The 26,399-nt window shown below is 68.3% G+C and carries 19 protein-coding genes and 1 pseudogene; 13 read left to right on the plus strand and 7 right to left on the minus strand.

Translation table 11 applies throughout. The features are described 5' to 3' along the window. Positions 1–181: 181 nt before the first annotated feature. The 3 genes and pseudogenes from AC07M9_RS19830 (at position 182) to egtD (ending at position 3,242) form a co-directional block, all read left to right on the plus strand. A pseudogene (locus AC07M9_RS19830) lies at positions 182–819 on the plus strand (YoaK family protein). Between the two features lie 154 nt (positions 820–973). Beyond that, positions 974–2,248, plus strand: coding sequence for an ergothioneine biosynthesis protein EgtB (gene egtB, locus AC07M9_RS19835; RefSeq protein ID WP_494886191.1), 1,275 nt, complete (start codon positions 974–976; stop codon positions 2,246–2,248). Position 2,249: 1 nt separating this feature from the next. Beyond that, on the plus strand, positions 2,250–3,242 hold the full coding sequence (gene egtD / locus AC07M9_RS19840) for an L-histidine N(alpha)-methyltransferase (RefSeq protein ID WP_494886193.1): 993 nt from the start codon (positions 2,250–2,252) through the stop codon (positions 3,240–3,242). 216 nt (positions 3,243–3,458) lie between these two features. On the opposite strand, the gene AC07M9_RS19845 is transcribed toward egtD, so the two are convergent. Continuing rightward, positions 3,459–4,067, minus strand: coding sequence for a c-type cytochrome (locus tag AC07M9_RS19845; protein WP_494886195.1), 609 nt, complete (start codon positions 4,065–4,067; stop codon positions 3,459–3,461). A gap of 121 nt (positions 4,068–4,188) precedes the next feature. Here AC07M9_RS19845 and AC07M9_RS19850 point away from each other — a divergent pair, with 121 nt between their 5' ends. The 9 genes from AC07M9_RS19850 to AC07M9_RS19890 all read left to right on the plus strand — a co-directional run bounded on the left by AC07M9_RS19850 (position 4,189) and on the right by AC07M9_RS19890 (position 12,667). Further along, positions 4,189–5,088, plus strand: coding sequence for a prephenate dehydratase (locus AC07M9_RS19850; protein WP_494886197.1), 900 nt, complete (start codon positions 4,189–4,191; stop codon positions 5,086–5,088). Between the two features lie 116 nt (positions 5,089–5,204). Next, positions 5,205–5,849, plus strand: a complete 645-nt coding sequence (locus AC07M9_RS19855; RefSeq protein WP_494886199.1) for a hypothetical protein — start codon at positions 5,205–5,207, stop codon at positions 5,847–5,849. Further along, complete coding sequence (locus AC07M9_RS19860; RefSeq protein ID WP_494886201.1) at positions 5,846–7,159, plus strand: DUF4350 domain-containing protein; 1,314 nt, start codon at positions 5,846–5,848, stop codon at positions 7,157–7,159. The genes AC07M9_RS19855 and AC07M9_RS19860 overlap by 4 nt, the downstream gene beginning before the upstream one ends. Beyond that, entirely contained in the window at positions 7,156–8,133 is a 978-nt protein-coding gene (locus tag AC07M9_RS19865) for an AAA family ATPase (RefSeq protein ID WP_494886203.1), read from the plus strand. The genes AC07M9_RS19860 and AC07M9_RS19865 overlap by 4 nt, the downstream gene beginning before the upstream one ends. Positions 8,134–8,359: 226 nt before the next feature. After that, entirely contained in the window at positions 8,360–9,697 is a 1,338-nt protein-coding gene (locus tag AC07M9_RS19870; protein ID WP_494886205.1) for a DUF58 domain-containing protein, read from the plus strand. Then, positions 9,694–10,719 (plus strand): stage II sporulation protein M, encoded by a 1,026-nt coding sequence (locus AC07M9_RS19875; RefSeq protein ID WP_494886207.1) that lies wholly within the window; start codon positions 9,694–9,696, stop codon positions 10,717–10,719. The genes AC07M9_RS19870 and AC07M9_RS19875 overlap by 4 nt, the downstream gene beginning before the upstream one ends. Beyond that, positions 10,716–11,636: an RDD family protein gene (locus tag AC07M9_RS19880; RefSeq protein WP_494886209.1), complete on the plus strand. Its 921-nt coding sequence runs from the start codon at positions 10,716–10,718 to the stop codon at positions 11,634–11,636. Before AC07M9_RS19875 ends, AC07M9_RS19880 begins: the two co-directional genes overlap by 4 nt. A 4-nt stretch (positions 11,637–11,640) precedes the next feature. Next, entirely contained in the window at positions 11,641–12,117 is a 477-nt protein-coding gene (locus AC07M9_RS19885) for a GNAT family N-acetyltransferase (RefSeq protein ID WP_494886210.1), read from the plus strand. 31 nt (positions 12,118–12,148) lie between these two features. Next, positions 12,149–12,667 carry a GNAT family N-acetyltransferase gene (locus AC07M9_RS19890; RefSeq protein ID WP_494886212.1) on the plus strand — a complete coding sequence of 173 codons (519 nt, stop codon included), beginning with the start codon at positions 12,149–12,151 and terminating at the stop codon, positions 12,665–12,667. 85 nt (positions 12,668–12,752) lie between these two features. Here the strand turns inward: AC07M9_RS19890 and AC07M9_RS19895 are convergent, their stop codons facing one another. Both AC07M9_RS19895 and AC07M9_RS19900 read right to left on the minus strand, forming a co-directional pair. Then, a complete protein-coding gene (locus tag AC07M9_RS19895; RefSeq protein WP_494886213.1) occupies positions 12,753–14,027 on the minus strand; it encodes a cytochrome P450 in 1,275 nt (424 codons plus the stop codon). A 64-nt stretch (positions 14,028–14,091) separates the two neighbouring features. Next, positions 14,092–15,102 carry a CorA family divalent cation transporter gene (locus AC07M9_RS19900; RefSeq protein ID WP_494886215.1) on the minus strand — a complete coding sequence of 337 codons (1,011 nt, stop codon included), beginning with the start codon at positions 15,100–15,102 and terminating at the stop codon, positions 14,092–14,094. A gap of 75 nt (positions 15,103–15,177) precedes the next feature. Here AC07M9_RS19900 and ispG point away from each other — a divergent pair, with 75 nt between their 5' ends. Further along, positions 15,178–16,317 carry a flavodoxin-dependent (E)-4-hydroxy-3-methylbut-2-enyl-diphosphate synthase gene (gene ispG, locus AC07M9_RS19905; protein ID WP_494886217.1) on the plus strand — a complete coding sequence of 380 codons (1,140 nt, stop codon included), beginning with the start codon at positions 15,178–15,180 and terminating at the stop codon, positions 16,315–16,317. Between the two features lie 72 nt (positions 16,318–16,389). Here the strand turns inward: ispG and AC07M9_RS19910 are convergent, their stop codons facing one another. The 4 genes from AC07M9_RS19910 to AC07M9_RS19925 form a co-directional block, all read right to left on the minus strand. Next, positions 16,390–16,728: a hypothetical protein gene (locus tag AC07M9_RS19910; RefSeq protein ID WP_494886219.1), complete on the minus strand. Its 339-nt coding sequence runs from the start codon at positions 16,726–16,728 to the stop codon at positions 16,390–16,392. Between the two features lie 160 nt (positions 16,729–16,888). Beyond that, a complete protein-coding gene (gene rpoC / locus AC07M9_RS19915; protein WP_494886221.1) occupies positions 16,889–21,181 on the minus strand; it encodes a DNA-directed RNA polymerase subunit beta' in 4,293 nt (1,430 codons plus the stop codon). Positions 21,182–21,255: 74 nt separating this feature from the next. After that, a complete protein-coding gene (gene rpoB / locus AC07M9_RS19920; RefSeq protein WP_494886222.1) occupies positions 21,256–25,422 on the minus strand; it encodes a DNA-directed RNA polymerase subunit beta in 4,167 nt (1,388 codons plus the stop codon). A gap of 520 nt (positions 25,423–25,942) precedes the next feature. Next, a partial coding sequence (locus tag AC07M9_RS19925; RefSeq protein ID WP_494886224.1) for a hypothetical protein occupies positions 25,943–26,399 on the minus strand: 457 nt, incomplete at its 5' end.

Here is a 26,399-nt window from a genome sequence, read left to right on the forward strand (position 1 = left end):
GGGCGCCAACGTCCCCGCCGCCGACGTCCAGACCTTCTGGGGCGCGCTCGGCTGCGGCTGCTGGGCAGTGTGAGCCGCGTCGTCCCCAGGTATACGAGGACCGCTGGCGAGGCCGCACACACGCCTCCCCCCAGACCCTCATGACCACCACGCCCCGACCTCGCTGCCCCGGCTGCTGCTGATGCTTTCCGCCACCACCGGCCTCGTCGACGCCGCCTCGGTGCTCGGCCTGGGCAAGGTATTCACCGCGAACATGACCGGCAACGTCGTGTTCCTCGGCTTCGCGGCGGCGGGGGCGCCGGGCTTCAGGGTCGGCCCCGCGCTGCTGACGCTGGCGACGTTCATGCTCGGCGCTTGGGGGGCAGGCTATCTGGCCCGCGCCCATGTGGAGCGGCCATTGCGGCGCTGGCTCATGTGGGCGGCGCTGGTGGAAGGAGCCCTGTTGTGGATCGCGGCGCTGATCGCGCTGGGCATCGACGTCGCTGCGCAGGCGCCCGAGCTGGGGTGCTTTCGGTGATCGCGCTATCCGGCTTCGCGATGGGCCTGCGCAACGCCAAGGTGCGCCAGCTCAAGGTGCCCGATCTCACGACCACGGTGCTGACGCTGACCATCACCGGCATCGCCGCCGACCGCTCGGGCACCAATCTCGTACGCCGCGTCGCCGCGGTGCTCTCGATCTTCGCGGGCGCGGCGTTGGGCGCGCTGCTGCTGTTCCACGGCGGCCTTGCGTTGCCGCTGGCGCTCGCAGGCGCGATCGTGCTCGGCGCAACGCTGCTGTTCGCCCGCGACCCCGGCTCGGCAGAGCCCCACCGGCGCTGAAAGCGCTACTTTTCGAAAGCGCTGCGGAACCACAGGACTTTCCGTGCACTAAGCACATTCAGACATGGTATCCTTCAGCCGCCTGCCGATGCACCCCAGCGTCGGCGTGCGGCAGAAGCCGGGCGGGCCCACGCGGGCAGCGGGAGGAGTGAGCATGAGGAACCAGCCGGACCCTGCAGCCGCGCCGTGGGTGCAGGATGCGATCCTCGAACGGTTCCGCAAGACCCGAAACCTCAGCCGCGACCTTGCCCAGGGCCTCAACGAGGCGGACATGACCGTGCAGTCGATGCCCGACGCCTCCCCGGTTAAGTGGCATCTCGCGCACACCACCTGGTTCTTCGAGACCTTCCTGCTGCGCGACCAGGTTCCCGGCTACCGCCTGTTCGACGAGCGCTGGCCCTTCCTGTTCAACAGCTACTACGAGGCCGAGGGCGCCCGCATGGCCCGCCCCGAACGCGGCCTGCTGACGCGGCCCACCGTCGCCGAAATGCTCGCCTACCGGGACCATGTCGACGAGGCGATGGTCGCGGCGCTGCCCCGGCTGATGGAGCGCCACGGCGACCTCGTCGAACTCGGCATCCAGCACGAGCAGCAGCACCAGGAACTGCTGCTGACCGACCTCAAGCACCTCTTCTCGCGCAACCCCCTCGGCCCGTCCTATGCCGCTGCCAGCGCTGCCGCGAAGACCGAAAGCCTCCCGCTGCGCTGGATCGCCGGACCCGAAGGCCTTGCCGAGATCGGCAGCGACGGGACAGGTTTCGCGTTCGACAACGAACTGCCGCGCCACCCCTCGTGGCTTGCTCCCCACGCCTTGGCCAACCGGCCGGTGACGAACGGCGAGTGGATCGAATTCGTCGCCGACCGGGGCTACGCGAGCGCTGCGCTGTGGCTCTCCGACGGCTGGGACTGGGTGCGGCAGGAAGGGGTTTCCTCCCCGCTCTACTGGCGCGGCCACGGCAGTGACTGGGAGCATTTCACGCTCGCCGGCTGGCAGCCGGTCGATCCGGACGCCCCGGTCACCCACGTCTCGTTCTACGAGGCCGACGCCTTTGCCAGCTGGGCCGGCGCCCGCCTGCCGACCGAGCACGAATGGGAAGCCGCCGCGCAAGGGCGGGATGCGCTCGGCGGTGTCCAGCTCGACCATGCCGGTGCCGTCGCCCCCCGCCCCGAGGGGGAGGTGGACGGGTTTGCCTCGCTGTTCGGCAATGTCTGGGAATGGACCGGCTCGGCCTATCGCCCCTGGCCAGGCTATCGCACCGCGGCGGGCGCGGTGGGCGAATACAACGGCAAGTTCATGTCCGGCCAGTTCGTCCTCAAGGGCGGCTCCTGCGCCACCCCGCGCGGCCATGTGCGGGGCTCCTATCGCAACTTCTTCCATCCCCATCAGCGCTGGCAGTTCACCGGCGTGCGCCTTGCAAGGAGCCTCTGACATGCTCTTCACGCCGACCCGCGACGACACCATCGACCGCGCCGCGCCTGCCCCCGTCGATCCCGCCTTCCGCGCCGACGTGCTGCGCGGCCTCGGACAGGACGCCAAGGCGATCCCCTCCCGCTGGTTCTACGACATGCGCGGCTCGCAGCTGTTCGAGGCGATCACGCAGGTCCCCGAATATTACCCCACCCGCACCGAAACCGCCTTGCTCCACGCCCATTCCGACGCGGTGGCGACACGGATCGGCACCGACGCGGCGGTGGTGGAGTTCGGCTCGGGCAGCTCGATCAAGACGCGCATCCTGCTGAAAGCCATGCCGCGCGCCACGTATGTTCCGATCGACATCTGCGGCGAATTCCTCGACGAAGCCTGCGAGGGGCTGGCGGCGCTGTTCCCGCAGGTGAAAATCGTGCCGGTCGAAGCGAACTTCATGTCCACGGTACACCTGCCGGTGAAGCGCGAGGGCCAGGCGATGCTGGGTTTCTTCCCCGGCTCCACCATCGGCAACATGACCGCCGCCGCCGCCGTCGACCTGCTGCGCTCGATGCGCGGGACGCTGGGGGCCGGCTCGCACCTATTGATCGGCGTCGACCGGGTGAAGGACCCCGCACGGCTCGTCGCTGCCTATGACGACGCCCAGGGGGTGACCGCGCTGTTCAACCTCAACCTGCTCCAGCGCATCAACCGCGAGCTGGACGGCACCATCCCGGTGACCGAGTTCCGCCACGTCGCGCGCTGGAACGAGCGCGCCAGCCGCATCGAGATGCACCTCGAGGCCCGCCGCGCGATCCGCTTCGAGGTCGCGGGCGAAGTGTTCAACATGGACGGCGGCGAGACAATCCACACCGAGAACTGCCACAAGTACCGTCCCGGCGAGATGCGCCTCCTCCTCGCCGCAGCCGGCTGGGCCGAACTGGAGCACTGGACCGACCCGCAGGGCGACTTCTCGCTGGTGCTCGCCAAGGCAGAGGATGATCGCCAGACGCCGTAATTCCCTCCGGCGCTGCGTAAGCCCGCAGGAATGCGGCGGCGAGACCCGGCGGTCGTCGCACGTTTCGTAGTTCCGAGATCCTCCCTGTCACGCAGAGATGGAGAGGATTTTTACGCCAGGCCAAAAAGACGAAAACGGCCCGCAAGCGACTCGGCGGCGCTTGCGGACCGTTTTCAACCGGCAGAGCCGGATTTCAGAACAGGTGCGAACGCGCGCTCAGGGGGCGCCGGTCGCTTCGCCTTCCGGCGCTGCAGCGGCATCGGCGCCCGCAGCCGGAGCGGCGGCGCCTTCGGCCGGAGCGGCGGGAAGCGGCAGGTTAGAGCCCTGCGAATTGAGATAAGCGACGATATTGGCGCGGTCTTCCGGCTTGGACAGACCGGCGAAGGTCATCTTGGTGCCCGGCGCATAGGCCTTGGGGCTCTTGAGCCATTCATTCAGCGCGTCGAAGGTCCAGTTGCCGCCCTTGCTCTTGAGCGCGTCCGAGAACGCGAAGCCGCCGACGCCCTGGCCCACGGCCTCGCCCACGACGCCGTGGAGGTTCGGGCCGATGCCGTTGGCGCCGCCCGCGTTGATCGTATGGCACGAGGTGCACTTGGCGAAGGTCGCCTCGCCCTTGGCGAGGTCGGCGCTGGCAAGCAGGGTCGCGATCGGCACGTCGGCCGCGCCTTCGCCCTTCTCGGCGACGCCTTCGACGGGATAGCCTGCCGTATGGGGCGCATGATGCTTGTCGGCCTGGAAGTACATCCCGCTGGCGATGGTCAATCCCAGGCCGACGATGCCCGAGAATAGAGTCCAGCCGGCGATAGTATTGAAACGATCGTCCATTCGTGCATGCCCCTGCGGCTAATTATAGCTCATCCTGTTGGCTTGGGGCTCTAATGTCCGCCTTGATCGAGCGCAAGAGCCATTGCGGATATCGCACCAGCCGCCTAATCGCGCTGGCGTCATGAATGTCTATCCCCAGCCCGCCATCGCCCTCGTCGGCGAAATGGAAACCGCCGCCCTCGCGCAACCCGAACTGGCCGTCGCCCTGCAGGGCGCGCCGGGCTGCAACGGCCACCGCGCCGCGCTCGAATACGACGGGGACTGCCTGCCGCTGCCGTGCTTTTCGTTCGAGGACGCGCTGGAGGCGGTGAAAGAGGGGCGTGCCGCGCGGGCGATCATTCCAATCGAGAACTCGCAGCACGGCCGCGTCGCCGACATCCACTTCCTGCTGCCCGAGAGCGGACTGTCGATCGTGGGCGAGCATTTCATGCCGATTCACCACGCACTGATGGCGCTTCCGGGCGCAAAAGGCCCGTTCAAGGCAGCATACAGCCACCCGCAGGCCCTCGGCCAGTCGCGCCACTATCTGCGCGAGCGAGGCATCGTGCCGATGGCCTATGCCGACACCGCCGGCGCCGCCGCGCTGGTGCGCGAGGCGGGCGACCCGGCGTCCTGCGCAATCGCGCCCAAGCTGGCGGCCCAGCTCTACGGCCTCGACATCATCGAGCAGAACGTCGAGGACGCCTCCGACAACACCACCCGCTTCGTGGTCCTGGCGCGCGAGCCGCTCGATCCCTTCGACCTCAAGGACCAGCCGGCGATGACCACCTTCATCTTCGAGGTGAAGAACATCGCGGCGGCGCTCTACAAGGCGCTCGGCGGCTTCGCCACCAACGGCGTCAACATGACCAAGCTGGAGAGCTACCAGATCGGCGCCAGCTTCGCCGCGACGACCTTCTACGCCGACATCGAGGGTGCGCCGGGCGATCCGCGCGTCGACACCGCGCTGCAGGAGCTGGCGTTCCACTGCAAGTACGTGCGGCCGCTCGGCAGCTACCGCCGGGCCCGGGCGCGGGGCTGAGGCCTGCGTCGTCCCTGCTCGAACGGGGACGACGGACGATTAACCCCCTTCCGCAAGCGCTTGCGCCGTTCGGACCCGCATGCAATCGTGCGGGCGTGACGATGGGCGCAGGTCAGATGGCGGGGTCGACCGCGCGAGCGGATGCCGACTGGAAAGTCGTGCGCGATGCCGCCGATATCCAGTATCTCCCGCTGGCCGAGCCCAAGGTGACCCCTCCTCAGGGACCGCCCGAATGGCTTCTGGCGCTCGGCCGCTTCCTGGAGGCGGTGTTCGAGCCGATCGGCCGGCTGCTCGGCCTGTCCTGGCCGATTTTCCAATGGGTGCTGATCGCGGTCGGCGCAGGCCTCGCGCTGTTCCTGCTCTGGCGCATCGTCGTCGAGCCGCTGCTGGACAGCCGCCGCAACCGCGCACCCGAAGCCGAAGGTGCGCACTGGACGCCCGACCCCGCCGAGGCCGCCGCCCTCCTCGAGGATGCCGACCGCCTGGCGCAAGAAGGCCGCTACGGCGAGGCCGCGCACCTGCTCCTGCGCCGCAGTGTCCGCCAGATCCAGGGCGCCCGGCCCGACTGGCTCAATGCCGCCTCCACTGCCCGCGAAATCGCAGTGCTGCCCAAGCTTCCCGAGGCCGGGCGCCACGCCTTCGCGGTGATCGCCCAGCGGGTCGAACGCGCGGTCTTCGCACTGCGCGACCTCGACGCCGACGACTGGAGCGCGGCGCGCTCCGCCTACGCGCAGTTCGCCAAGATCGAGCTGAGGGCATGAACACAGGCCACGAAGCGCCAGTCGCGGTCGGCGCCAATCCGTTCTCGCGCTGGGCGGTACTCGCCATCGTCCTGCTCGGCTCGGGTCTGTTCGTTGCACTGCTGTGGATGATCGCCAGCGGCACCGGCATGGGCTCGGCCAACGACGGCCAGGCGCATGCCGAGGGCAATGGCCTCAACGGCTATGCGGCGTTGGCCGGATATCTCGAGCGGCGCGGCTACAAGGTCGCGAGCGTCCGCAACGAAGGCGCGCTCGGCCGGCCGGGCCTGCTGGTACTGACCCCGCCTGCCCATGCCGATGGCAAGGCCATCCAGAAGATCGTCGCGCGCCGCCGCCACCTTGGCCCGACGCTAGTCGTCGTCCCCAAGTGGCAGGCCGTGCCACCCACGCGCGAGCAGCAGGACAACGCGAAGACCGGCTGGGTGCGCCTTTCCGGTACGGCACCGCCGCAGTGGGATGGCTTTCTCGACGAACTTAGCGTCGCGTTCACGCCGCTGCACAAGGCGCAGCGCGGCTGGGTCGGCGCCGGTCTGTCGGGCACCTTGCCCGAGCGCATCACGCTCTCGGGCGCGGGCGCGGGCCTCGTGCGGATCGTCGCCAGTCGCGACGAAAAGCGCACGCTGGCGGGCTACATGGACGACGGCGGTTCCTATCCCGGGCTCGATGCCATCGCGCAGGACCGCGTGCTCCACTCGGGCGAGGACGACGACCTCTACCCCACGATCATCGTCTTCGAACCCGACCTTCTCGACAACTACGGCATGGCCCGGGTCGAGAACGCCCGGCTGGCGGACGCACTGGTGCGCGCGAGCGGCGTAAAGCCGGGCGAGCCGGTGGTCTTCGACATGACACTGCCGGGCTATGCCCGCTCGCAGAACCTGCTGACGCTCGCCTTCACGCCGCCCTTCCTTGCCGCGACGCTGTGTCTGCTACTGGCGGCGCTGGTGGTCGGCTGGCGGGCGTTCCTGCGTTTCGGCCCGCCACTTGCGCCCGAGCGGGCCATTGCCTTCGGCAAGCGCGCGCTGGTGAGCAACGCCGCCGGCTTCGTGCGCCGCACCCGCCGCTGGCACCTGCTGGGCACGCCCTATGCCGACCGCGCACGGGAGCGTCTGGTCCAGTCGCTCGCCCTGCCGCGCAACCTGGAGCCGGGGCGTACAGACGCCGCGATCGACCGGGCACTGGCGGCGCGCCGGCCTGACGCCGAACCCTTCTCCGTGATCGCCGGGCGCCTCAGGGCCGCGCGGCGACCCCACGACCTTCTGAAAGCCGCGCGCGATCTCCACGCGCTCGAAAGGATGCTGATCCGATGACCGACGTTTCTCTCTCCACCGGCATCGAACAGGTCGCCGTGCTGGCGCAGGCCATCCGCGCCGAGGTCGCCAAGGGCGTGATCGGTCAGGCCGAGACGATCGACCACCTGCTGATCGCGCTGATGGCGCGCGGCCACGTCCTGCTCGAAGGGCCTCCGGGCACTGCCAAGACTTTCCTCGCGCAGTGCTTCGCGGGCTCGCTGGGGCTCGATTTCGGGCGCATCCAGTTCACCCCGGACCTCATGCCGGGCGACATCCTGGGCTCCAACCTGTTCAACTTCCAGACCAGCCAGTTCACCCTGACCCACGGCCCGATCTTCTGCGACCTGCTGCTGGCCGACGAGATCAACCGTACCCCGCCCAAGACCCAGGCCGCGCTGCTCGAAGCCATGCAGGAGCGCCGCGTCACGCTCGATGGCACCGCGCACAAGCTGCCGGTCCACTTCACCGTGGTCGCGACGCAGAACCCGATCGAAAGCCAGGGCGTCTATCCGCTGCCCGAGGCGCAGCTCGACCGCTTCCTGTTCAAGCTGCTGGTCGACTATCCCAGCGCCGAGGAGGAGCGCCGCATCGTCACCCGCTACGGCGAGAACCGCGGCGCGCCCACTCCCGCCGAGGTCGGCATCGCGGCGGTCGTCAGCCCGGCGCAGCTGGAGGCGGCGACGCTGGCGGTGGGCACCGTCAAGCTGGCCGACAGCGTGACCGACTACATCGTCCGGCTGGTCCGCGCCACGCGCGAGAGCGCCGACCTGTCGAGCGGCGCCAGTCCCCGCGCCGCCGTGCTACTGGCCGGAGCCGCCCGCGCCCGCGCGGCGCTCGACGGGCGCGACTACGTGGTGCCCGACGATGTGAAGGCGCTCGCCACCGCCGTCCTGCGCCACCGCCTCCTGCTCAGCCCCGCCGCCGAGATCGAGGGCAAGCAGGTCGAGGCGCTGGTCCACCAGCTGGTCGAACAGACCGAAGCCCCGCGCTGAAACCGGTGGAGCCTCAATCCCCCTCCGTTCGTGCCGAGCGTAGCCGAGACACGCCGGCGCCGCGCGTGGCGTCTCGGCTACGCTCGGCACGAACGGAGGGGAGGACAATACAATCTCCCAAAACACCCCGTCGCCCCCGCGAAGGCGGGGGCCCCGCTGCCTTGCGCCACGACGCGACCTCGAAAGAACAAGCGGGGTCCCCGCCTGCGCGGGGACGACGAGCGGCATGAGCAGGACCCCATCCCCACTGCGCGGACCTATCGTCCCCACCGCCCGCGCCGCCATCATGCTGGCGCTCGCCGCGCCCGTCGCGCTGATAATCGCGGCGGCGCGGCCCGAGTTTTGGGTGATCGCCCCGGTCGCGGGCCTCGTGGTGCTGGCGTTGGTGGTGGTCGACGCGCTGCTCGCCGGTCGGGCGGACGACTTGCAGGTCACCGTCCCCGCCGACATCGAGGTGGGCGAACCCGAGGCGATGGGGGCGCAGGTCCGCTTCACCGGCAAGCCCTCGCGCGCCGAACTGGCGCTCGAATGCGACCCGCGCCTCGCCCCCGGCGGCCGGCTGGTCTTCCCGCTGGCGCGCGGCGACGAGAGCTGGCGCGGCACCGGCGCCTTCACCCCCGCCCGGCGCGGCACCGGCCGCGTCACCCGCGTCTGGCTGCGCTGGACCGGCCCGCTGGGCCTCGGCGCGCGGCAAATCTCGGGCGATCTCGACCAGGCGGTGCGCGTCTGGCCGAACATCGCCGCGGTCCGCTCGCCCACGCTGCAGACCTTCCTCAAGGACGCGCAGTACGGCCTGCTCGCCCGCCGCATCCGGGGGGAGGGCACCCAGTTCGAATCGCTCGCCGAGTACCAGCCCGGCATGGACCGCCGCCGGATCGACTGGAAAAGCTCGGCCCGCCACGTCCACCTCTATGCCAAGGAATACGAGACCGAGCGCAACAACCAGATCGTCTTCGCCTTCGACTGCGGGCAGGCGATGTGCGAGCCGATCGCGGGCATGCCCCGGCTCGACCGCGCGGTTTCCGCCGCGCTCGCCACCGCCTTCGTGGCGCTGAAGGGCGGCGACCGCGTCTCGCTGTTCGGCTTTGCCTCGCGGCCCGAGGTGTCGACCCCCTTCATTGCGGCCAGCGGTGAATTCCACCGCCTGCAGCGCGCCGCCGCCGGCCTCGAATACCGCTCGGAGGAGCCCAACTTCACGCTGGCCTTGGCAACGCTGGCGAGCCGGCTGCAGCGCCGCTCGCTGATCGTGGTGTTCTCCGAATTCACCGACCCGACCAGCGCCGAGCTGATGATCGAAAGCATCGGCCGCCTCGTCCAGCGCCACGTCGTGCTGTTCGTGACCATGCCCGACGACGAGCTGGAGGACCTCTCCGCCGCCGCCCCGGAGGACATGGAGACGCTGTCGATGGCGGTCTCGGCCGACATGCTGCTGCGCCAGCGCGAACTCGTCACCCGCCGCCTGCGCCAGATCGGCGTCGACGTGGTGGAGGCGCCGTGGCGGACCATCGGCACGCGGCTGCTCGACGCCTACCTTGCCATCAAGCGTTCGGGAGCGATCGGATGAACGCCGTCACCACCAATGCCATCGAGATAGCCGCGCTGCGCTCCGACCGCTTCCGCATGGACCGCGAGGCCGACTGGCAGCGGCTGGAGGCCATCGTCACGCGCATGGAGAAGGGCCGCCTGCGCGGCATCTCGGACGAGGATCTGCTGGCGCTGCCCGGCCTCTACCGCACCGTCGCCTCCAGCCTGTCGATCGCGCGCGAGACCTCGCTCGACGCCGCGACGCTCAGCTATCTCGAGGCGCTGGTGCAGCGGGCGTGGTTCGTCGTTTATGGCCCGCGCTCCTCGCTCACCGAATGGCTGCGTACTTTCCTCGGCGGTGGGTGGAGCGCGGCGGTGCGGGCGATCTGGCTCGACATCGTGGTCGCGCTGGCGGTGATGGTCGCGGGCGTTGCGGTGGGCTGGCTGCTCGTGTCGCACGACCCCGAATGGTACTTCTCGCTGATATCGCGCGAAATGGCTGGGCCGCGCGTACCCGGCGCCAGCGCTGAGGCCCTGCGCGGCACACTGTTCGGCGATGCCAAGCAGGACGGCATGAGCGTGTTCGCCGCGCAGCTGTTCAGCAACAACGCACAGGTTTCGATCCTCGCCTTCGCGTTGGGTTTCGCCTTCGGGATCCCAACGCTGCTGCTGCTCATCCAGAACCTTGCGCTGCTGGGCGCGATGGCGTGGCTCTACAACGGAGCCGGGCTGCTGCTCGACTTCGCCGGCTGGATCAGCGTCCACGGCACCACGGAACTGTTCGCCATCCTTCTCGCCGGCGCGGCGGGCCTGCACATCGGCCGGGCGCTGGCCTTTCCGGGCGACCGCCCGGTCCTCCAGGCGACGGCCGAGGCTGGGAGGCGCTCGGCGGTGGTGATGACCGGCGTCGTGCTGATGCTGGTGGTCGCCGCGCTGCTGGAAGGCTTCGCGCGCCAGCTCGTCGACGACACCTTCGGACGCTTCGCCATCGGCGGCTTCATGCTGGCGGCGTGGTGCGCCTACTTCTTCGCCTTCCGGGGCAACGCCGGTGCGGGCCGATGAGCGCCACCGCGATCCGCCGCGCGCGCACCCGCAAGGAGCGCATCCTCGTCACGCCCGAGGGCATCTCGCTGCCGGTGACGGTCGCCGGTCGCGGCGCGCGGCTGGGCGCGCTGGTGCTCGACCTCATCTTCATCGCCCTGCTCATGATCGGCTCGACGCTGGCGCTCGCGCAGATCGCGGGCGGGGCCGGACAGTTCATGCAGGAGGCCAAGGGCGGCGGCGCGGGCGCGCAGGCGCTGCAGTTCCTGATGATCGTGTGGATCGTCGTGATGTTCCTGTTCCGTAACGCCTACTTCCTCTACTTCGAGCTTGGCCCTCGCGGGGCGACGCCGGGCAAGCGTCTCACCGGCATCCGCATCGCCGCGCGCGATGGTGGTCGCCTGACCGCCGAGATGGTGATCGCCCGCAACCTCCTGCGCGACATCGAGCTGTTCCTGCCGATCCCGCTGATCATGATGGCCGGCGCCGACAGCGGCATGGCCTGGATCGCGGCGGCGGGATGGTTCGCGATCTTCATGCTGTTTCCGCTGTTCAACCGCGACGGACTGCGCGCCGGGGATGTGATCGCGGGAAGCTGGGTGCTCGAACGCCCGCGCCAAAAGCTGGAGGCAGCGATGACCGTCCGGCAGGCACCGGCGGGCGAGGAGGCCGCGCCCACGCCCAGGTTCCGCTTCGAGGACGCCGAGCTGGCCGTTTACGGCGAGTTCGAGCTGCAGTCGCTGGAACGCGTGCTGCGCGAGGACCGGGCAGATTCCATCGAAACCGTCTACCACGCCATCGCCGCCAAGATCGGCCGCAATGACGGCTGGGGCAACGAACGGCGCTTCCTCACGGACTATTACACCCAGTTGCGGGCGCGGCTCGAAGCGGGCATGCGGATGGGACGGCGCAAGGCCGACAAGCATTCCGGGCATTAGGATCATGATCGAGACCCTGCGCATCGTACCCGACGACCTGACCGGCGAGGCGGTGCTGGCGCTGCTCCAGCTGCACCTCGACGAGATGCACCAATGGTCGCCGCCCGAAAGCGTCCACGCCATGCCGGCGGGGCGCCTGCGCCAGCCCGACGTCGCGTTCTTCTCCGCCTGGGACGGCGAAACGCTGGCGGGCTGCGGCGCCATCAAGCACCTCGATCACGCCCACGGCGAACTCAAGTCGATGCGCGTCGCGCCGGCCTATCGCGGCAAGGGTGTGGGCCGGGCGATCCTGCTGCGCCTGCTGGAAGAGGGCCGTTCACGCGGTTACGCCCGGGTCAGCCTCGAAACCGGGCGGCCCGAGCCGTTCCAGCCCGCGCAGGGTCTCTACCGCGCCCATGGTTTCCGTGAATGCGCGCCTTTCGGCGACTACCTCTCGGACGACTTCTCGATGTGCATGACCTTGGAGTTGCCCGGCGATTGACGCAAGGCGGCGCCGCGCCATAAGAACCGGCATGGACATTCGCATCGCCCGGCCGGCCGACGCCGGCCCGCTCGCTAGCCTCGGCGCAGACAGCTTCGTCGCCAAGTTCGGCCACCTCTACAAGCCGGAGGACCTCGCCGATTTCCTTGAGGGCTCGCACAGCGAAGCCAAGGTTTCCAGGGAGATCGCCGATCCGCGCCTGCGCGTCGCGCTGGCGGAAGACGACGGGAAGCTGCTCGGCTTCTGCAAGCTGGTGATGGACTGCGGATGGCCCGACCATGCGCGGGGCGACCGGGTGATCGAACTCAAACAGCTCTACACCGCGCCGGACGCCACCGGGAAGGGCATCGGCGCGCGGCTGATGGACTGGGCCTTCGCCGAAGCCGCCGCTTTCGGCGCCGATGAGATCCAGCTCTCGGTCTATGCCGACAATCCCGGCGCGCAGAAGTTCTACGCGCGCTGCGGGTTCGCGAAAGTCGCCGACATCCACTTCATGGTCGGCGAGCAGCGCGACGAGGAATTTCTCTTCGCCAAAGTGCTCGAGGACTGAGCGAGCCCGCACGCAGCCCTGAGACTCCCGTCGTCCCCGCCTTCGCGGGGACGACGGGGCTTAGTTGGCGAGGGAGCGCCATGACTCAAACCCCGTCGAACTCGACGTGCAGCCGGGCGATGTTGCGGAAGCTGTAGGTCGGCTCGAATTCATAGCGGCGCGCCTCGGGCAGGCCGTGGGCTTCCTCGTCGATGCGGATGTCGCGGGTCCGGCGCAGCAGTTCCTCGATCGCCACGCGCGCTTCCAGCCGGGCGAGCGGCGCACCCATGCAGCCGTGGCTGCCGCGGCTGAAGGCCATGTGATCGCGCAGGCCCCCACGGTCGATGTCGAAGCGGTCGGGCTCGGCAAAGTGGCGGGGATCGTTGCTGGCCCCGGTCAGGCTAACGTTGACGACGGTGCCGGCGGGCGTCTCCACTCCGGCGATCGAGGTAGACCGCCGCGCGACGCGGTAGACGGCCTTGACCGGTGGGTCGATGCGCAGCGTCTCCTCGATGAAGTCGCCGATGCGCGCCGGCTCGGCGCGCAGGCGGGCCTGGATGTTCGGCCGGTCGCCCAGCACGCGCACGGCCATGGCGATGAGGCGCGAGGTGGTGTCCTGCCCGGCGCCGAACACGAACCGCGCCAGCTCGGCCAGCCGTTCGTAGGACGGCGCACTGCCGTCCTTGAACCGCGCATTGGCGAGGTCGGACAGCAGGTCGCCGCGCGGGCTTTCCTGCCGCGACAGGATGTAGTCGTCGAAGCGTTCCTTGAGGAACACCAGCGGGTCGGGCCCGACCTTGTGCGCGGCGTCGCCGTCGATCTGGCTGGGCGGCGCGCCGAGCAGTTCGAGCAATTCCGCCCGGTCCTCCATCGAGATGCCCATGATGTCGCTGATCGCGTAGGTCGAGGTGGCATGGGCGAACTGGGTGACGATCTCGCAGCGTCCGGCCTCCACGAACCTGTCGATCAGGGTGTTGACCAGGCCGCGCAGGTAATCCTCGTTGGCCTTGAGGCGCTTGAAGGTGAGCAGGCTGGTCAGCAGCGCGCGGTGGCGGGTGTGGTCCTCGCCGTCGAAGCAGACGAGGTGCGCGGACCACGGCATCTCGGGGCGGTGGGCTTCCAGCTCGGCGCCGATGTCGTCGCCCTCGGGGGCGAACGGCAGGCCCGGCAGCGGCCCCAGCACCGAGACGACCGACGAGAACGTGCCGTCGCGGCTGGTCAGCACCTCGTTCGCCTCGTCGTAACCCGAGACGATCATCGAGCCGTGATAACCTTCGCGCAGCACCGGCGCGCGGGTCCGCAGGTCGGCGAAGAACTCGCGCGGGCGGTCGATCACTTCGGGATCGGAGTAGAAATCGGGGTAATCGGGCCGGTCTGACACACATCTCTCCCAAGACGTTTTCGTCAGCGTGTTAGCGAATCGGCCGACTGTCAACCAGTGTGGCTCAGAACCACTTGAGCCGCCGCAGCAGCAGGATCTCCACGACGAGGATGATCCCGCAGAGCCCGGCGATGATCCAGAACCCGTGCGAGCCCTGAGCGGCGAGCGGAATGTCGCCGACGTTGATCCCCAGCAGTCCGGTGATGAAGGTCAGCGGCAGGAACACGCCCGCGACGATGGCGAGCACGTACTGGGTGCGCTGGGTGTTGGCGGCGGCGCGGGCGCGGATGTCGTCCTGCAGGACGAGTGCGGATTCCTTGCTGATGTCGAGGTCGTCGAGATAGCGGCGCAGGCGGGCGATCGATTCGGCGATCTCGCGCCGGTCGTGCTCCTCGAACCAGCCGGGCGCGCCGCTCGCGATGGCGATCAGCGCCTCGTGCTGCGGCGACATGTGGCGCTTGAGGGCAAGGCAGTTGCGGCGGATCTTGGCGATGTCGTCGAGCGTTTCGGCGGGGTCTTTTTCGATCGTGTCGTCGTCGAGTTCGTCGATCATCGCGTTCATGTCGACGATGGCGTGGCTCATGCGGTCGATCAGGTGCTCGGTCAGCGCGGTGACGAGCGAGCCGGCATCGACCGGGCCGTCGCCTGCGTCGAGGTCGCTCAGCACCAGACGCGGTGTCTGCAGCGGCGCGCGGCGCAGGGTGACGACCCGCAGCCCGTCGCTCCACAGCTGCATCGAGAGCATGTCCTCTGGCGCGGCGCCGGGGTTGAAGTTGATCCCGCGCAGGGTGGCGACGAGCGAGTGGCCTTCGCGGAAGGCGCGCGGACGGCTGGCGTCGCTGGTGAGCAGTTCGGCGGTCGGCTCGGGCATGCCGAGGCAGTCCATCAGCCATGCCTCGACGCCCGGATGGGTGCGCAGGAGGTGGATCCACAGCACTTCGCCCTCCGCGCCCGGCTGCCAGGCCTGCGCCTCGGCCCAGCCGATGGCCCGCGCCGAGCCCTTGCCGTCGAGCACGCGGCCGAACAGGAGCGGGAGTTCGCGGTGCTCGTCGTCGCTCAGGATTTCGTCGATCATCGCGCTTCCATGCCTCAATTCCGGGCCGAACGGAATCGGCTTCAATCCGTCACGACGAGAGCCTATAGGACGCTCATGTCTTCCATCCGTCCCTGGCGCGACATCGAGCGCCGCAAGAGCCGCCAGATCATGGTCGGCGCCGTCCCCGTCGGCGGCGATGCCCCGATCACGGTGCAGACCATGACCAACACGCTGACCTCCGACGCCGGCGCGACGATCGACCAGATCCGGCGCTGCGAGGATGCCGGCGCCGACCTCATCCGCGTCTCGTGCCCGGACGTGGAAAGCACCGCCGCCTTCCGCGAGATCGCCCGCGCCGCGCGGGTGCCGCTGATCGCGGACATCCACTTCCACTACAAGCGCGCCCTCGAAGCGGCGGACGCGGGGGCGGCGTGCCTGCGCATCAACCCCGGCAACATCGGTTCGCACGAACGCGTCGCCGAAGTGGTGCGCGCCGCCAAGGCCAACGGCTGCGCCATCCGCATCGGCGTCAACGGCGGCAGCCTCGAGCGCCACCTCCTCGAGAAGTACGGCGAGCCGTGCCCCGAGGCGCTGGTCGAATCGGCGATGGACCACATCAAGCTGCTGCAGGACCACGACTTCCACGAGTTCAAGGTGGCGGTGAAGGCCAGCGACGTGTTCCTCGCCGTGGCCGCGTACCAGGGCCTTGCCGACGCGGTGGACTGCCCGCTGCACCTCGGCATCACCGAGGCCGGCGGGCTGATCGGCGGTACCGTCAAGTCCTCGATCGGCATGGGCATGCTGCTGTGGTCCGGCATCGGCGACACCCTGCGCGTCTCGCTCTCGGCCGAGCCCGAGGAAGAAGTGCGCGTCGGCTTCGAGATGCTGAAGGCGCTCGGCCTGCGCACCCGCGGCGTGCGCGTCGTCTCGTGCCCCAGCTGCGCGCGTCAGGGCTTCGACGTGATCCGCACCGTCGAGGCGCTGGAGGAACGGCTCCAGCACATCAAGACCCCGCTCTCGCTCTCGGTCCTCGGCTGCGTCGTCAATGGCCCGGGCGAGGCGCGCGAGACCGACATCGGCCTCACCGGCGGCGGCAACGGCAAGCACATGGTGTACCTCTCGGGGGTCTCGGATCACACGATCCAGAGCGAGACCATGCTCGACCACATCGTTTCGCTGGTCGAGGCCAAGGCCGCCGAGATCGAAGCGGCGCAGGCCGGGACGGCCGCCGAAGCGACCATCGCGGCGGAGTGATTTCGCCCGCAAGGCGACATGAGGTTTACACGGTTTACACGGTCCAGAGGGAAAGAGGCCCATTTCGGCCCCCTACCTGTCGCCTTGCGGCGCCAAAGTGTCGCCTTGCGCTGTAAACCTGTCGCCTTGCGGCGCAAAAGTGTCGCCTTGTGACGCCGGTCCGGTGTCGCCTTGCCAAGCGCGCAGATCGGCCGCGAGGCTCCGGCCCTCGTCCCAGACCTGCGCGAACGACGGCCCCAGCCTTGCCCTGAGCTTGTAGGCGGACTGGCGCCCCATGCCCACCGCCCGCGCGGCCGCCGCGACGCTGCCCGTCAGGGCCAATGCGTGCAGGAAGGCGAGGACCTTGGGCTTGGTCCAGCGGTACTCGGCGTGGGAGCGGCGGGGCGGGCGGGCGCGGTCTGGCTGGGTCATGCGGCGAGCCTAACCTAGCGGCCCATCTGTAGGAAAATGGATTGCCCGACCGGCGCGGCGGTGCGCCCCGCACGGGAGAAGCGTGCCGCACAAGAAAAAGCCCCGCCGGATCGCTCCGGCGGGGCCTTTCGTCTGCCCGTGAGGCGGGCGGCGGCGGGGTTTATTCCGCGCCGTCGGCCGCTTCGGGGTTCAGGTAGTCACCGGCGTCGGCGTCGGTGCCGTGGGTCTCGCCCTCGACCGCGGCGAGCGGGCTGTCGCCCAGGTCGTCGCGCACGTCGCGGGCCAGTTCGGCCTTGTGCTCTTCCGCCGCCGTGTTGGCGAGGATCATCGATTCCTGCATGCGGCGGGTGGCCGCGCGCAGGGCGACGTCGCGGCTGGTGGCGGCCACGCGGACGCGGTTCATGCCCGCGCCGGTACCGGCGGGGATGAGGCGACCGACGATGACGTTCTCCTTGAGGCCGATCAGCGAGTCCTTCTTGCCCTCGACGGCCGCCTGCGTGAGCACGCGGGTGGTCTCCTGGAAGGAAGCCGCCGAGATGAACGAGCGCGTCTGCAGCGAGGCCTTGGTGATGCCCAGCAGCACCGGCTTGCCCTCGGCCGGCTTCTGGCCGGGCGCGAGCTTGGCGTTGTACTCGGCCATTTCCTCGTAGTCGACCTGCTCGGCCGCCAGCAGCGTGGTGTCGCCGCCGTCGGTGATCTCGACCTTCTGCAGCATCTGGCGAACGATCACCTCGATGTGCTTGTCGTTGATCTTCACGCCCTGGAGTCGGTAGACTTCCTGGATTTCCGCCACCAGGTATTCCGCCAGCGCTTCCACGCCGAGGACTTCCAGGATGTCGTGCGGATCGGGCGAGCCCGAAACCAGGTTGTCGCCCTTCTTGACCCAGTCACCTTCCTGAACGTCCACGACCTTGGACTTCGGGATCAGGTACTCGACGGGTTCACCCTCCTCGGGGATGATCGCGATCTTGCGCTTGGCCTTGTAGTCGCGAACGAATTCGACGCGGCCCGAGACCTTGGCGATGACCGCGTTGTCCTTCGGCTTGCGGGCCTCGAACAGTTCGGCGACGCGCGGCAGACCACCGGTGATGTCGCGGGTCTTGGCGGCTTCGCGGCTGGCACGGGCAACGATGTCGCCCGCTTCGATCCGCTGGCCGTCCTCGACCGACAGGGTGGTGCCCGGAGCGAGCATGTAGCGCGCCGATTCCCCGCTCGCGTCGTCGAGAAGGGTGATGCGCGGACGCAGGTCCTCCTTCTTCTTGGCGCGGCTGGACGAGCGGTCTTCCGTCACGACGCGGCTGGTCATGCCGGTCGCATCGTCGACGTGCTCGGTCAGCGTGCGGGTGTCGATCAGGTCCTGGTACTTCACGATACCGGAAGTCTCGGTGATGATCGGCAGCGTGAACGGATCCCACTCGGCCAGGCGTTCGCCCTGCTCGACCTTGGCGCCGTTGGTGTGCAGCAGCACCGTACCGTAAGGCACGCGGTGGATCGCGCGCTCACGGCCCTCGCTGTCGAACAGCACGATCTCGCCGTTGCGGGCCAGCGACAGGAGACGGTTGCGCTTGTCGACGATCGTCGGGATGTCGCGGTATTCGACATGGCCCGCGCTGATCGCTTCCAGGTGCGAGGTCTCGTTGAGCTGCGCCGCACCGCCGATGTGGAAGGTACGCATGGTCAGCTGGGTGCCCGGCTCACCGATCGACTGCGCGGCGATGACGCCGACGGCCTCACCGATGTTCACCGGCGTACCGCGGGCGAGGTCACGCCCGTAGCACGTACCGCAGACGCCCTGCGTGGCTTCGCAGATCAGCGGCGAGCGGATGCGCGCGGCCTGCAGGCCGGTGGCCTCGATCGCGGCGACCGCCGGCTCGTCGAGGAGCTGGCCCTTCGACGCGATGACGTTGCCTTCCTTGTCGACGATGTCCTCGGCCAGGGTACGACCCAGGATACGCTCGGCGAGCGAGGCGATGGTGGAACCGCCCTGGACGATCGAACGCATTTCCAGCGCGCGCTCGGTGCCGCAGTCGTCGATGACGACCACGCAGTCCTGCGAAACGTCGACCAGACGGCGGGTCAGGTAACCCGAGTTCGCCGTCTTGAGCGCCGTGTCCGCCAGGCCCTTGCGGGCGCCGTGGGTCGAGTTGAAGTACTCAAGGACGGTCAGGCCTTCCTTGAAGTTCGAGATGATCGGGGTCTCGATGATCTCGCCCGACGGCTTGGCCATGAGGCCGCGCATACCGGCGAGCTGCTTCATCTGCGCCGGCGAACCACGCGCACCGGAGTGGCTCATCATGTAGATCGAGTTGATCTGGGCCATGCGGCCCGTCTCGGGATCGATCGGCTGGGCCTTGATCTCGTCCATCATGGCGTTCGCCACCTGGTCGCCGCAACGGCTCCAGGCGTCGATCACCTTGTTGTACTTCTCCTGCTGGGTGATCAGGCCGTCCTGGTACTGCTGCTCGTAGTCCGCGACCAGTTCCTTGGTCTCGGCGACGAGGGCCACCTTGCTGTCCGGGATGATCATGTCGTCCTTACCGAACGAGATGCCGGCCATGAACGCGTGGCGGAAGCCCAGCGACATGATGGCGTCGGCGAACAGCACCGTGTCCTTCTGACCGGTGTGACGGTAGACCTGATCGATGACGTCACCGATTTCCTTCTTGGTGAGAAGGCGGTTGACGACGTCGAAGGGCACCTTGTGCGACTTGGGCAGGCACTCGGCGAGCAGCATGCGGCCCGGCGTGGTGCTGAAGCGCGCGGTGTACTGCTTGCCGTCCTCGTCGGTCTGCGGCACGCGCGCCTCGATCTTCGAGTGGAGCGTGACGGCGCCGACGTGGAGCGCCTGGTGCACTTCGGCCATGTCCGAGAACTTCATGCCCTCGCCCGGCTCGCCGTCGCGGTCGAGCGACAGGTAGTAGAGGCCGAGAACCATGTCCTGCGAAGGCACGATGATCGGCTTGCCGTTGGCGGGCGAGAGGATGTTGTTGGTCGACATCATCAGCACGCGCGCTTCGAGCTGGGCTTCCAGCGAAAGCGGCACGTGGACGGCCATCTGGTCACCGTCGAAGTCGGCGTTGAAGGCCGAGCAGACGAGCGGGTGCAGCTGGATCGCCTTGCCCTCGATCAGCACGGGCTCGAAGGCCTGGATGCCGAGGCGGTGAAGCGTGGGCGCGCGGTTCAGCATGACCGGGTGCTCGCGAATGACTTCGTCGAGGATGTCCCAGACTTCCTTGCGCTCCTTCTCGACCCACTTCTTGGCCTGCTTGAGGGTCATCGAGAGACCCTTGGCGTCGAGGCGGGCGTAGATGAACGGCTTGAACAGCTCGAGCGCCATCTTCTTGGGCAACCCGCACTGGTGCAGCTTGAGTTCCGGTCCGGTCACGATGACCGAACGGCCCGAGTAGTCGACGCGCTTGCCGAGCAGGTTCTGGCGGAAGCGGCCCTGCTTGCCCTTGAGCATGTCGGACAGCGACTTCAGCGGACGCTTGTTGGCGCCGGTGATGACGCGGCCGCGGCGGCCGTTGTCGAACAGGGCGTCGACCGCTTCCTGCAGCATGCGCTTTTCGTTGCGCACGATGATGTCCGGCGCGCGCAGCTCGATCAGGCGCTTCAGACGGTTGTTGCGGTTGATGACGCGGCGATAGAGGTCGTTGAGGTCCGAGGTCGCGAAGCGGCCGCCGTCCAGCGGCACCAGCGGGCGCAGCTCTGGCGGGATGACCGGCACCACGTCGAGGATCATCCATTCGGGGCGGTTGCCCGAATCGATGAACGATTCCACGACCTTGAGGCGCTTGATGATCTTCTTGGGCTTGAGTTCCGACTTGGTGGTCTCAAGCTCCTGGAGAAGGTCCGCGCGCTCCTGCACGAGGTCGAGGTTCATCAGCATGTGCTTGACGGCCTCGGCGCCGATGCCGGCGGTGAAGGCGTCTTCACCGTACTCGTCCTGGGCGTCCAGCATCTCGTCTTCGGTGAGCAGCTGGTACTTCTCGAGCGGGGTCAGGCCCGGCTCGGTGACGATGTAGCTCTCGAAGTACAGCACGCGCTCGAGCAGCTTGAGCTGCATGTCGAGCAGCAGGCCGATGCGCGAGGGCAGCGACTTCAGGAACCAGATGTGCGCGACCGGGGCGGCCAGCTCGATGTGGCCCATGCGCTCGCGGCGCACCTTGGTCACGGTGACCTCGACGCCGCACTTCTCGCAGACGACGCCCTTGTACTTCATGCGCTTGTACTTGCCGCAGAGGCACTCGTAGTCCTTCACGGGACCGAAGATGCGCGCGCAGAACAGGCCGTCGCGCTCGGGCTTGAACGTGCGGTAGTTGATGGTTTCCGGCTTCTTGATCTCGCCGAAGGACCAGGAGCGGATGCGCTCGGGGCTCGCCAGACCGATCTGGATCTGGTCGAACGTCTCGGGCTTCGCCATCTGGTTCGTGAACTTGGTCAGGTCGTTCATAGTTCAATCCCTCTGGGGGTGAATTCTCTTGCGGGGGGCAGGGAAGGCGAGACCCGAAGGCCTCGCCGATCCCGTTACTCCGCCGCGATCGCCACGCCGTCCTCGTCGGTGTCGACCGACGAGAGTTCGACGTTGAGGCCCAGCGAGCGCATTTCCTTGACGAGCACGTTGAAGCTCTCGGGAATGCCGGCCTCGAAGGTGTCGTCGCCCTTGACGATCGCTTCGTAGACCTTGGTGCGGCCGACCACGTCGTCCGACTTCACCGTCAGCATTTCCTGCAGGGTATACGCCGCGCCGTAGGCCTGGAGTGCCCAGACCTCCATCTCGCCGAAGCGCTGGCCGCCGAACTGCGCCTTACCGCCCAGCGGCTGCTGGGTGACGAGGGAGTACGGACCGATCGAACGCGCGTGGATCTTGTCATCCACAAGGTGGTGCAGCTTGAGCATGTAGATGATGCCCACGGTCACCTTGCGGTCGAACTTGTCGCCCGTGCGGCCGTCGTAGAGGTCCGACTGGCCAGACTTGTGCAGGCCGGCCAGCTCCAGCATGTCCGCGACGTCGGCCTCGACCGCGCCGTCGAACACCGGGGTGCCCATCGGAACGCCCTTGGTGACGTTGTTGGCCAGTTCGAGCAGCGACTCGGTGTCGCGGTTCTTGATGTCCTCGGCGTAGTGCTCGCCGTAGATCGTCATCAGGCGCTCGCGGACCGCTTCCGGCGGCGCGGCGGCCTCCGGATCGGGGTTCGCGTGGCGCCAGTCTTCCAGGGCCTGCTTGACCTGCTGGCCCAGGCCGCGCGCGGCCCAGCCCAGGTGGGTCTCGAAGATCTGGCCGACGTTCATGCGCGAAGGCACGCCCAGCGGGTTGAGCACGAGGTCGACCGGGGTACCGTCCTCGAGGAACGGCATGTCCTCGACCGGCAGGATGCGCGAGATGACGCCCTTGTTGCCGTGACGGCCGGCCATCTTGTCGCCCGGCTGCAGCTTGCGCTTCACCGCCACGAAGACCTTGACCATCTTGAGCACGCCCGGAGCCAGCTCGTCGCCGCGCTCGAGCTTTTCCTTGCGGTCCTCGAACTTCTCCTGGATCGCCTTCACGGTGGCGTCGTACTGGGTCTTAACCGCTTCCAGCTGCGACTGCATGTGGTCGTCCGCGACGGCGAACTTCCACCACTCGTGACGCTCGACTTCGGCCAGCAGCGCCTCGTCGATCTCGCCGCCCTTCTTGACGCCCTTGGGCGCCGAAGCGGCGGTCTGGCCGAGCAGCATGTCCTTGAGGCGGTTGTAGGTGGCGCGGTTGAGGATCGCGCGCTCGTCCTCGCGGTCCTTGGCGAGGCGGTCGATTTCCTCGTTCTGGATCGCGCGGGTACGGTCGTCCACCTCGATGCCGTGGCGGTTGAACACGCGCACGTCGACGATGGTGCCCGAGACGCCCGGCGGCAGACGCAGCGAGGTGTCACGCACGTCGCTGGCCTTTTCGCCGAAGATCGCGCGCAGCAGCTTCTCTTCCGGGGTCATCGGCGATTCGCCCTTCGGCGTGATCTTGCCGACGAGGATGTCACCGGGGTGAACCTCGGCGCCGATGTAGACGATGCCCGCCTCGTCGAGGTTGCGCAGGGCTTCCTCGCCGACGTTCGGGATGTCGCGGGTGATGTCCTCCGGGCCCAGCTTGGTGTCGCGGGCCATGACTTCGAACTCGTCGATGTGGATCGACGTGAACACGTCGTCCTTCACGATCCGCTCGGAGATCAGGATGGAGTCCTCGTAGTTGTAGCCGTTCCACGGCATGAACGCGACGAGGCTGTTGCGGCCCAGCGCCAGCTCGCCCAGCTCGGTCGAGGGACCGTCGGCGAGGATGTCGCCCTTCTGGACGATGTCGCCCACCTTCACCAGCGGACGCTGGTTGATGCAGGTCGACTGGTTCGAACGCTCGAACTTCTGGAGACGGTAGATGTCGACGCCGGACTTGCCGGCCTCGATGTCGCCGCTCGCGCGGATGACGATACGGGTCGCGTCGACCTGGTCGACCACGCCGGCGCGGCCGGCCGAGATCGCGGCGCCCGAATCGCGCGCCACGGTCTCTTCCATGCCGGTGCCCACGAAGGGCGCGTCGGCCTGGACCAGCGGCACCGCCTGGCGCTGCATGTTCGAGCCCATCAGTGCGCGGTTGGCGTCATCGTTTTCCAGGAACGGAATGAGCGATGCGGCGACCGAGACGAGCTGCTTGGGCGAAACGTCCATCAGCGTGACCTGGTCGCGCGGGCTCATCACGAACTCGCCGTTCTGGCGGGCCGAGACGAGTTCTTCCGCGAACGAGCCATCCTCGTTGGTGGCGGCCGAAGCCTGCGCGACGGTGTGCTTCTGCTCTTCCATGGCCGAGAGGTAGACCACGTCGCCGGTCACCTTGCCGTCGATCACCTTGCGGTACGGCGTCTCGATGAAGCCGTACTTGTTAACGCGGGCGAAGGTCGACAGCGAGTTGATCAGACCGATGTTCGGGCCTTCCGGCGTCTCGATCGGGCAGATGCGGCCGTAGTGGGTCGGGTGGACGTCGCGAACTTCGAAGCCGGCGCGCTCACGCGTCAGACCGCCCGGGCCCAAGGCCGAAACACGGCGCTTGTGGGTGACTTCCGAGAGCGGGTTGGTCTGGTCCATGAACTGCGAGAGCTGCGAGGAACCGAAGAACTCACGCACCGCGGCCACGGCGGGCTTGGCGTTGATGAGGTCGTTCGGCATCACCGTCGAGACGTCGACCGAACTCATGCGCTCCTTCACGGCGCGCTCCATGCGGAGCAGGCCGACGCGGTACTGGTTCTCGAGCAGCTCGCCCACCGAACGCACGCGGCGGTTGCCGAGGTTGTCGATGTCGTCGATCTCGCCCTTGCCGTCCTTGAGGCCGACCAGTTCCTTGACCACGGCGAGGATGTCCTCGCTGCGCAGCGTCGTCACGGTGTCCTCGGCGTCGAGGCCGAGGCGCATGTTCAGCTTCACGCGGCCCACGGCCGAGAGGTCGTAACGGTCGGCGTCGAAGAACAGGCCGTCGAAGAGGGCTTCGGCGGTTTCCTTGGTCGGCGGCTCGCCCGGACGCATCACCTTGTAGATGGCCTCGAGGCCCATCTCGCGGTTCTCGGCCTTGTCGGCCTTGAGGGTGTTGCGGATCCAGGGACCGGTGTTGACCTCGTCGATGTCGAGCAGGTCGATCTGGTCGATGCCGGCATGGTCGAGCGCTTCGAGGTTCTCAGGGCTGACTTCGTCGCCGGCCTCGATGTAGATGCGGCCGGTGCTCTCGTCGATCAGGTCGACGGCCGAATAGCGGCCGAAGATTTCCTCGGTCGGGATCAGCAGCTCGGTGAGGCCGTCCTTCTGCGCCTTGTTGGCGGCGCGCGGGGAGATCTTGGTGCCGTTGGCGAACACGACTTCGCCCGAGTTGGCGTCGACGATGTCGAACGCCGGCTTGGCGCCGCGCCAGGCTTCCGGCACGTAGGGGAGGCGCCAGCCGCCGTCGCCGCGCTTCCAGGTCACGGTCTGGTAGAAGTAGTCGAGGATCGCCTCGCTATCGAGGCCCAGGCCGTAGAGCAGCGCGGTGACCGGCAGCTTGCGCTTGCGGTCGATACGCACGTTCACGATGTCCTTGGCGTCGAACTCGAAGTCGAGCCACGAACCACGGTAGGGAATGACGCGCGCGGCGAACAGGAACTTGCCCGAAGCGTGGGTCTTGCCGCGGTCATGGTCGAACAGGACGCCCGGCGAGCGGTGCATCTGCGAGACGATCACGCGCTCGGTGCCGTTGATGAAGAAGGTGCCGTTCTCCGTCATCAGGGGCATGTCGCCCATGTAGACGTCCTGCTCCTTGATATCGAGGACCGAGCGGGTCTCGGTCTCGGCGTCGACCTCGAACACGATCAGGCGCAGCGTGACCTTCATCGGCGCGGCGTAGGTGATGCCGCGCTGGCGGCACTCGGTCACGTCGTACTTGGGGTCTTCCAGCTCGTAGTGGACGAAGTCCAGCTCGCTGGTGCCCGCGAAGTCGCGGATCGGGAAGACCGAGCGCAGGGTCTTTTCGAGGCCCGACACATAGCCGGTCGCCGGATCGGAGCGCAGGAACTGCTCGTAGCTCTCGCGCTGGACTTCGATCAGGTTGGGCATCTGGACGACTTCGTGGATGTCGCCGAAGATCTTGCGGATGCGCTTCTTGGGCGAACGCGCCCCGACGGTCGCTGCGGGTTCGATGGGCTTGGTGGCCATGAGCTGGTCTTGCCTCTTCGCTTCTTGAAGGACCGATTCGCGTGTGGAACCGGGCCGGAAAATGTCGTCGTCGCGAGACGGTGCACCTGCCGCGAGGCAGGCCATCCGAAACGCGAAAAGGCCGCGCGGCCCGCGGATTCCCTGAGCGGGATGATCCTGCGGCCGGCAGCCTGTCACGTCGGATGAGACCCGGATCGCTTCCTTCCCGGACGTGTCCCCGCGCATGGACATGTCTTGCTCGAAGCGACCGAGCGAGGCCGCCATATAGGATCGCGGGTGCGGTGTGTCAAACCCCCGGCGCCGTGACCTAAGTTGCCCCCATGAACGCGCCCCGCGCCAAATCAATACGCCATGCCGCCGTTCATCTGGCGTAAATCGGCAGAATACCGCCATTCGTCATCCTAAGCATGGCAAGCGTCGGTTCGTCGCGGCAGAGGGTTCGACTTGTCCTGTATTTGGGATGACCGCGGCTCCAACCGTGCGTTCGGCGCATTGTCACTTGCATGAAACACGCTGTCACTCACTCGCCCCGCGCCCTGACCGCGATTGCCGCCGTCCTCGCGCTTTCCGCCATCCCGGCCGCTTCGGCCAGCACGCAGGAAGCGGCGCCCGTCGCCGCCCCTTCCCTGTCGTTGTCGCAGGACGTGACCACGGGTTGGCCCGCACAGGCCGCCACGCCGACGACGCCGACGGTGACCCTGCCGCCCGAAGCCACCGCGCCGACCACTGCGCTCAGCCCGGCCACGACGGCCGGAACCGCGTCGCCGACGACGCAGCCGACCATCGTGCTGCCCGCCGCGCCCCCGTCCGCCCAGACCCCTGCCGAGACGGTCGCCGGGCCCGCCGCCGCGCAGGAGCGTGCGCCTGCCCGCACCGCAACCCGCTCTGCCGCCCGCGCCGCGCCCGCGCCGGTGGCAGCAACCGCCGCCGTCCCGCCGAGCGTGCCGACCGCGCGGTCGAACGGCACGGCCGCTGAC

This window comes from Novosphingobium sp. GW821-FHT09E05, assembly GCF_059416165.1.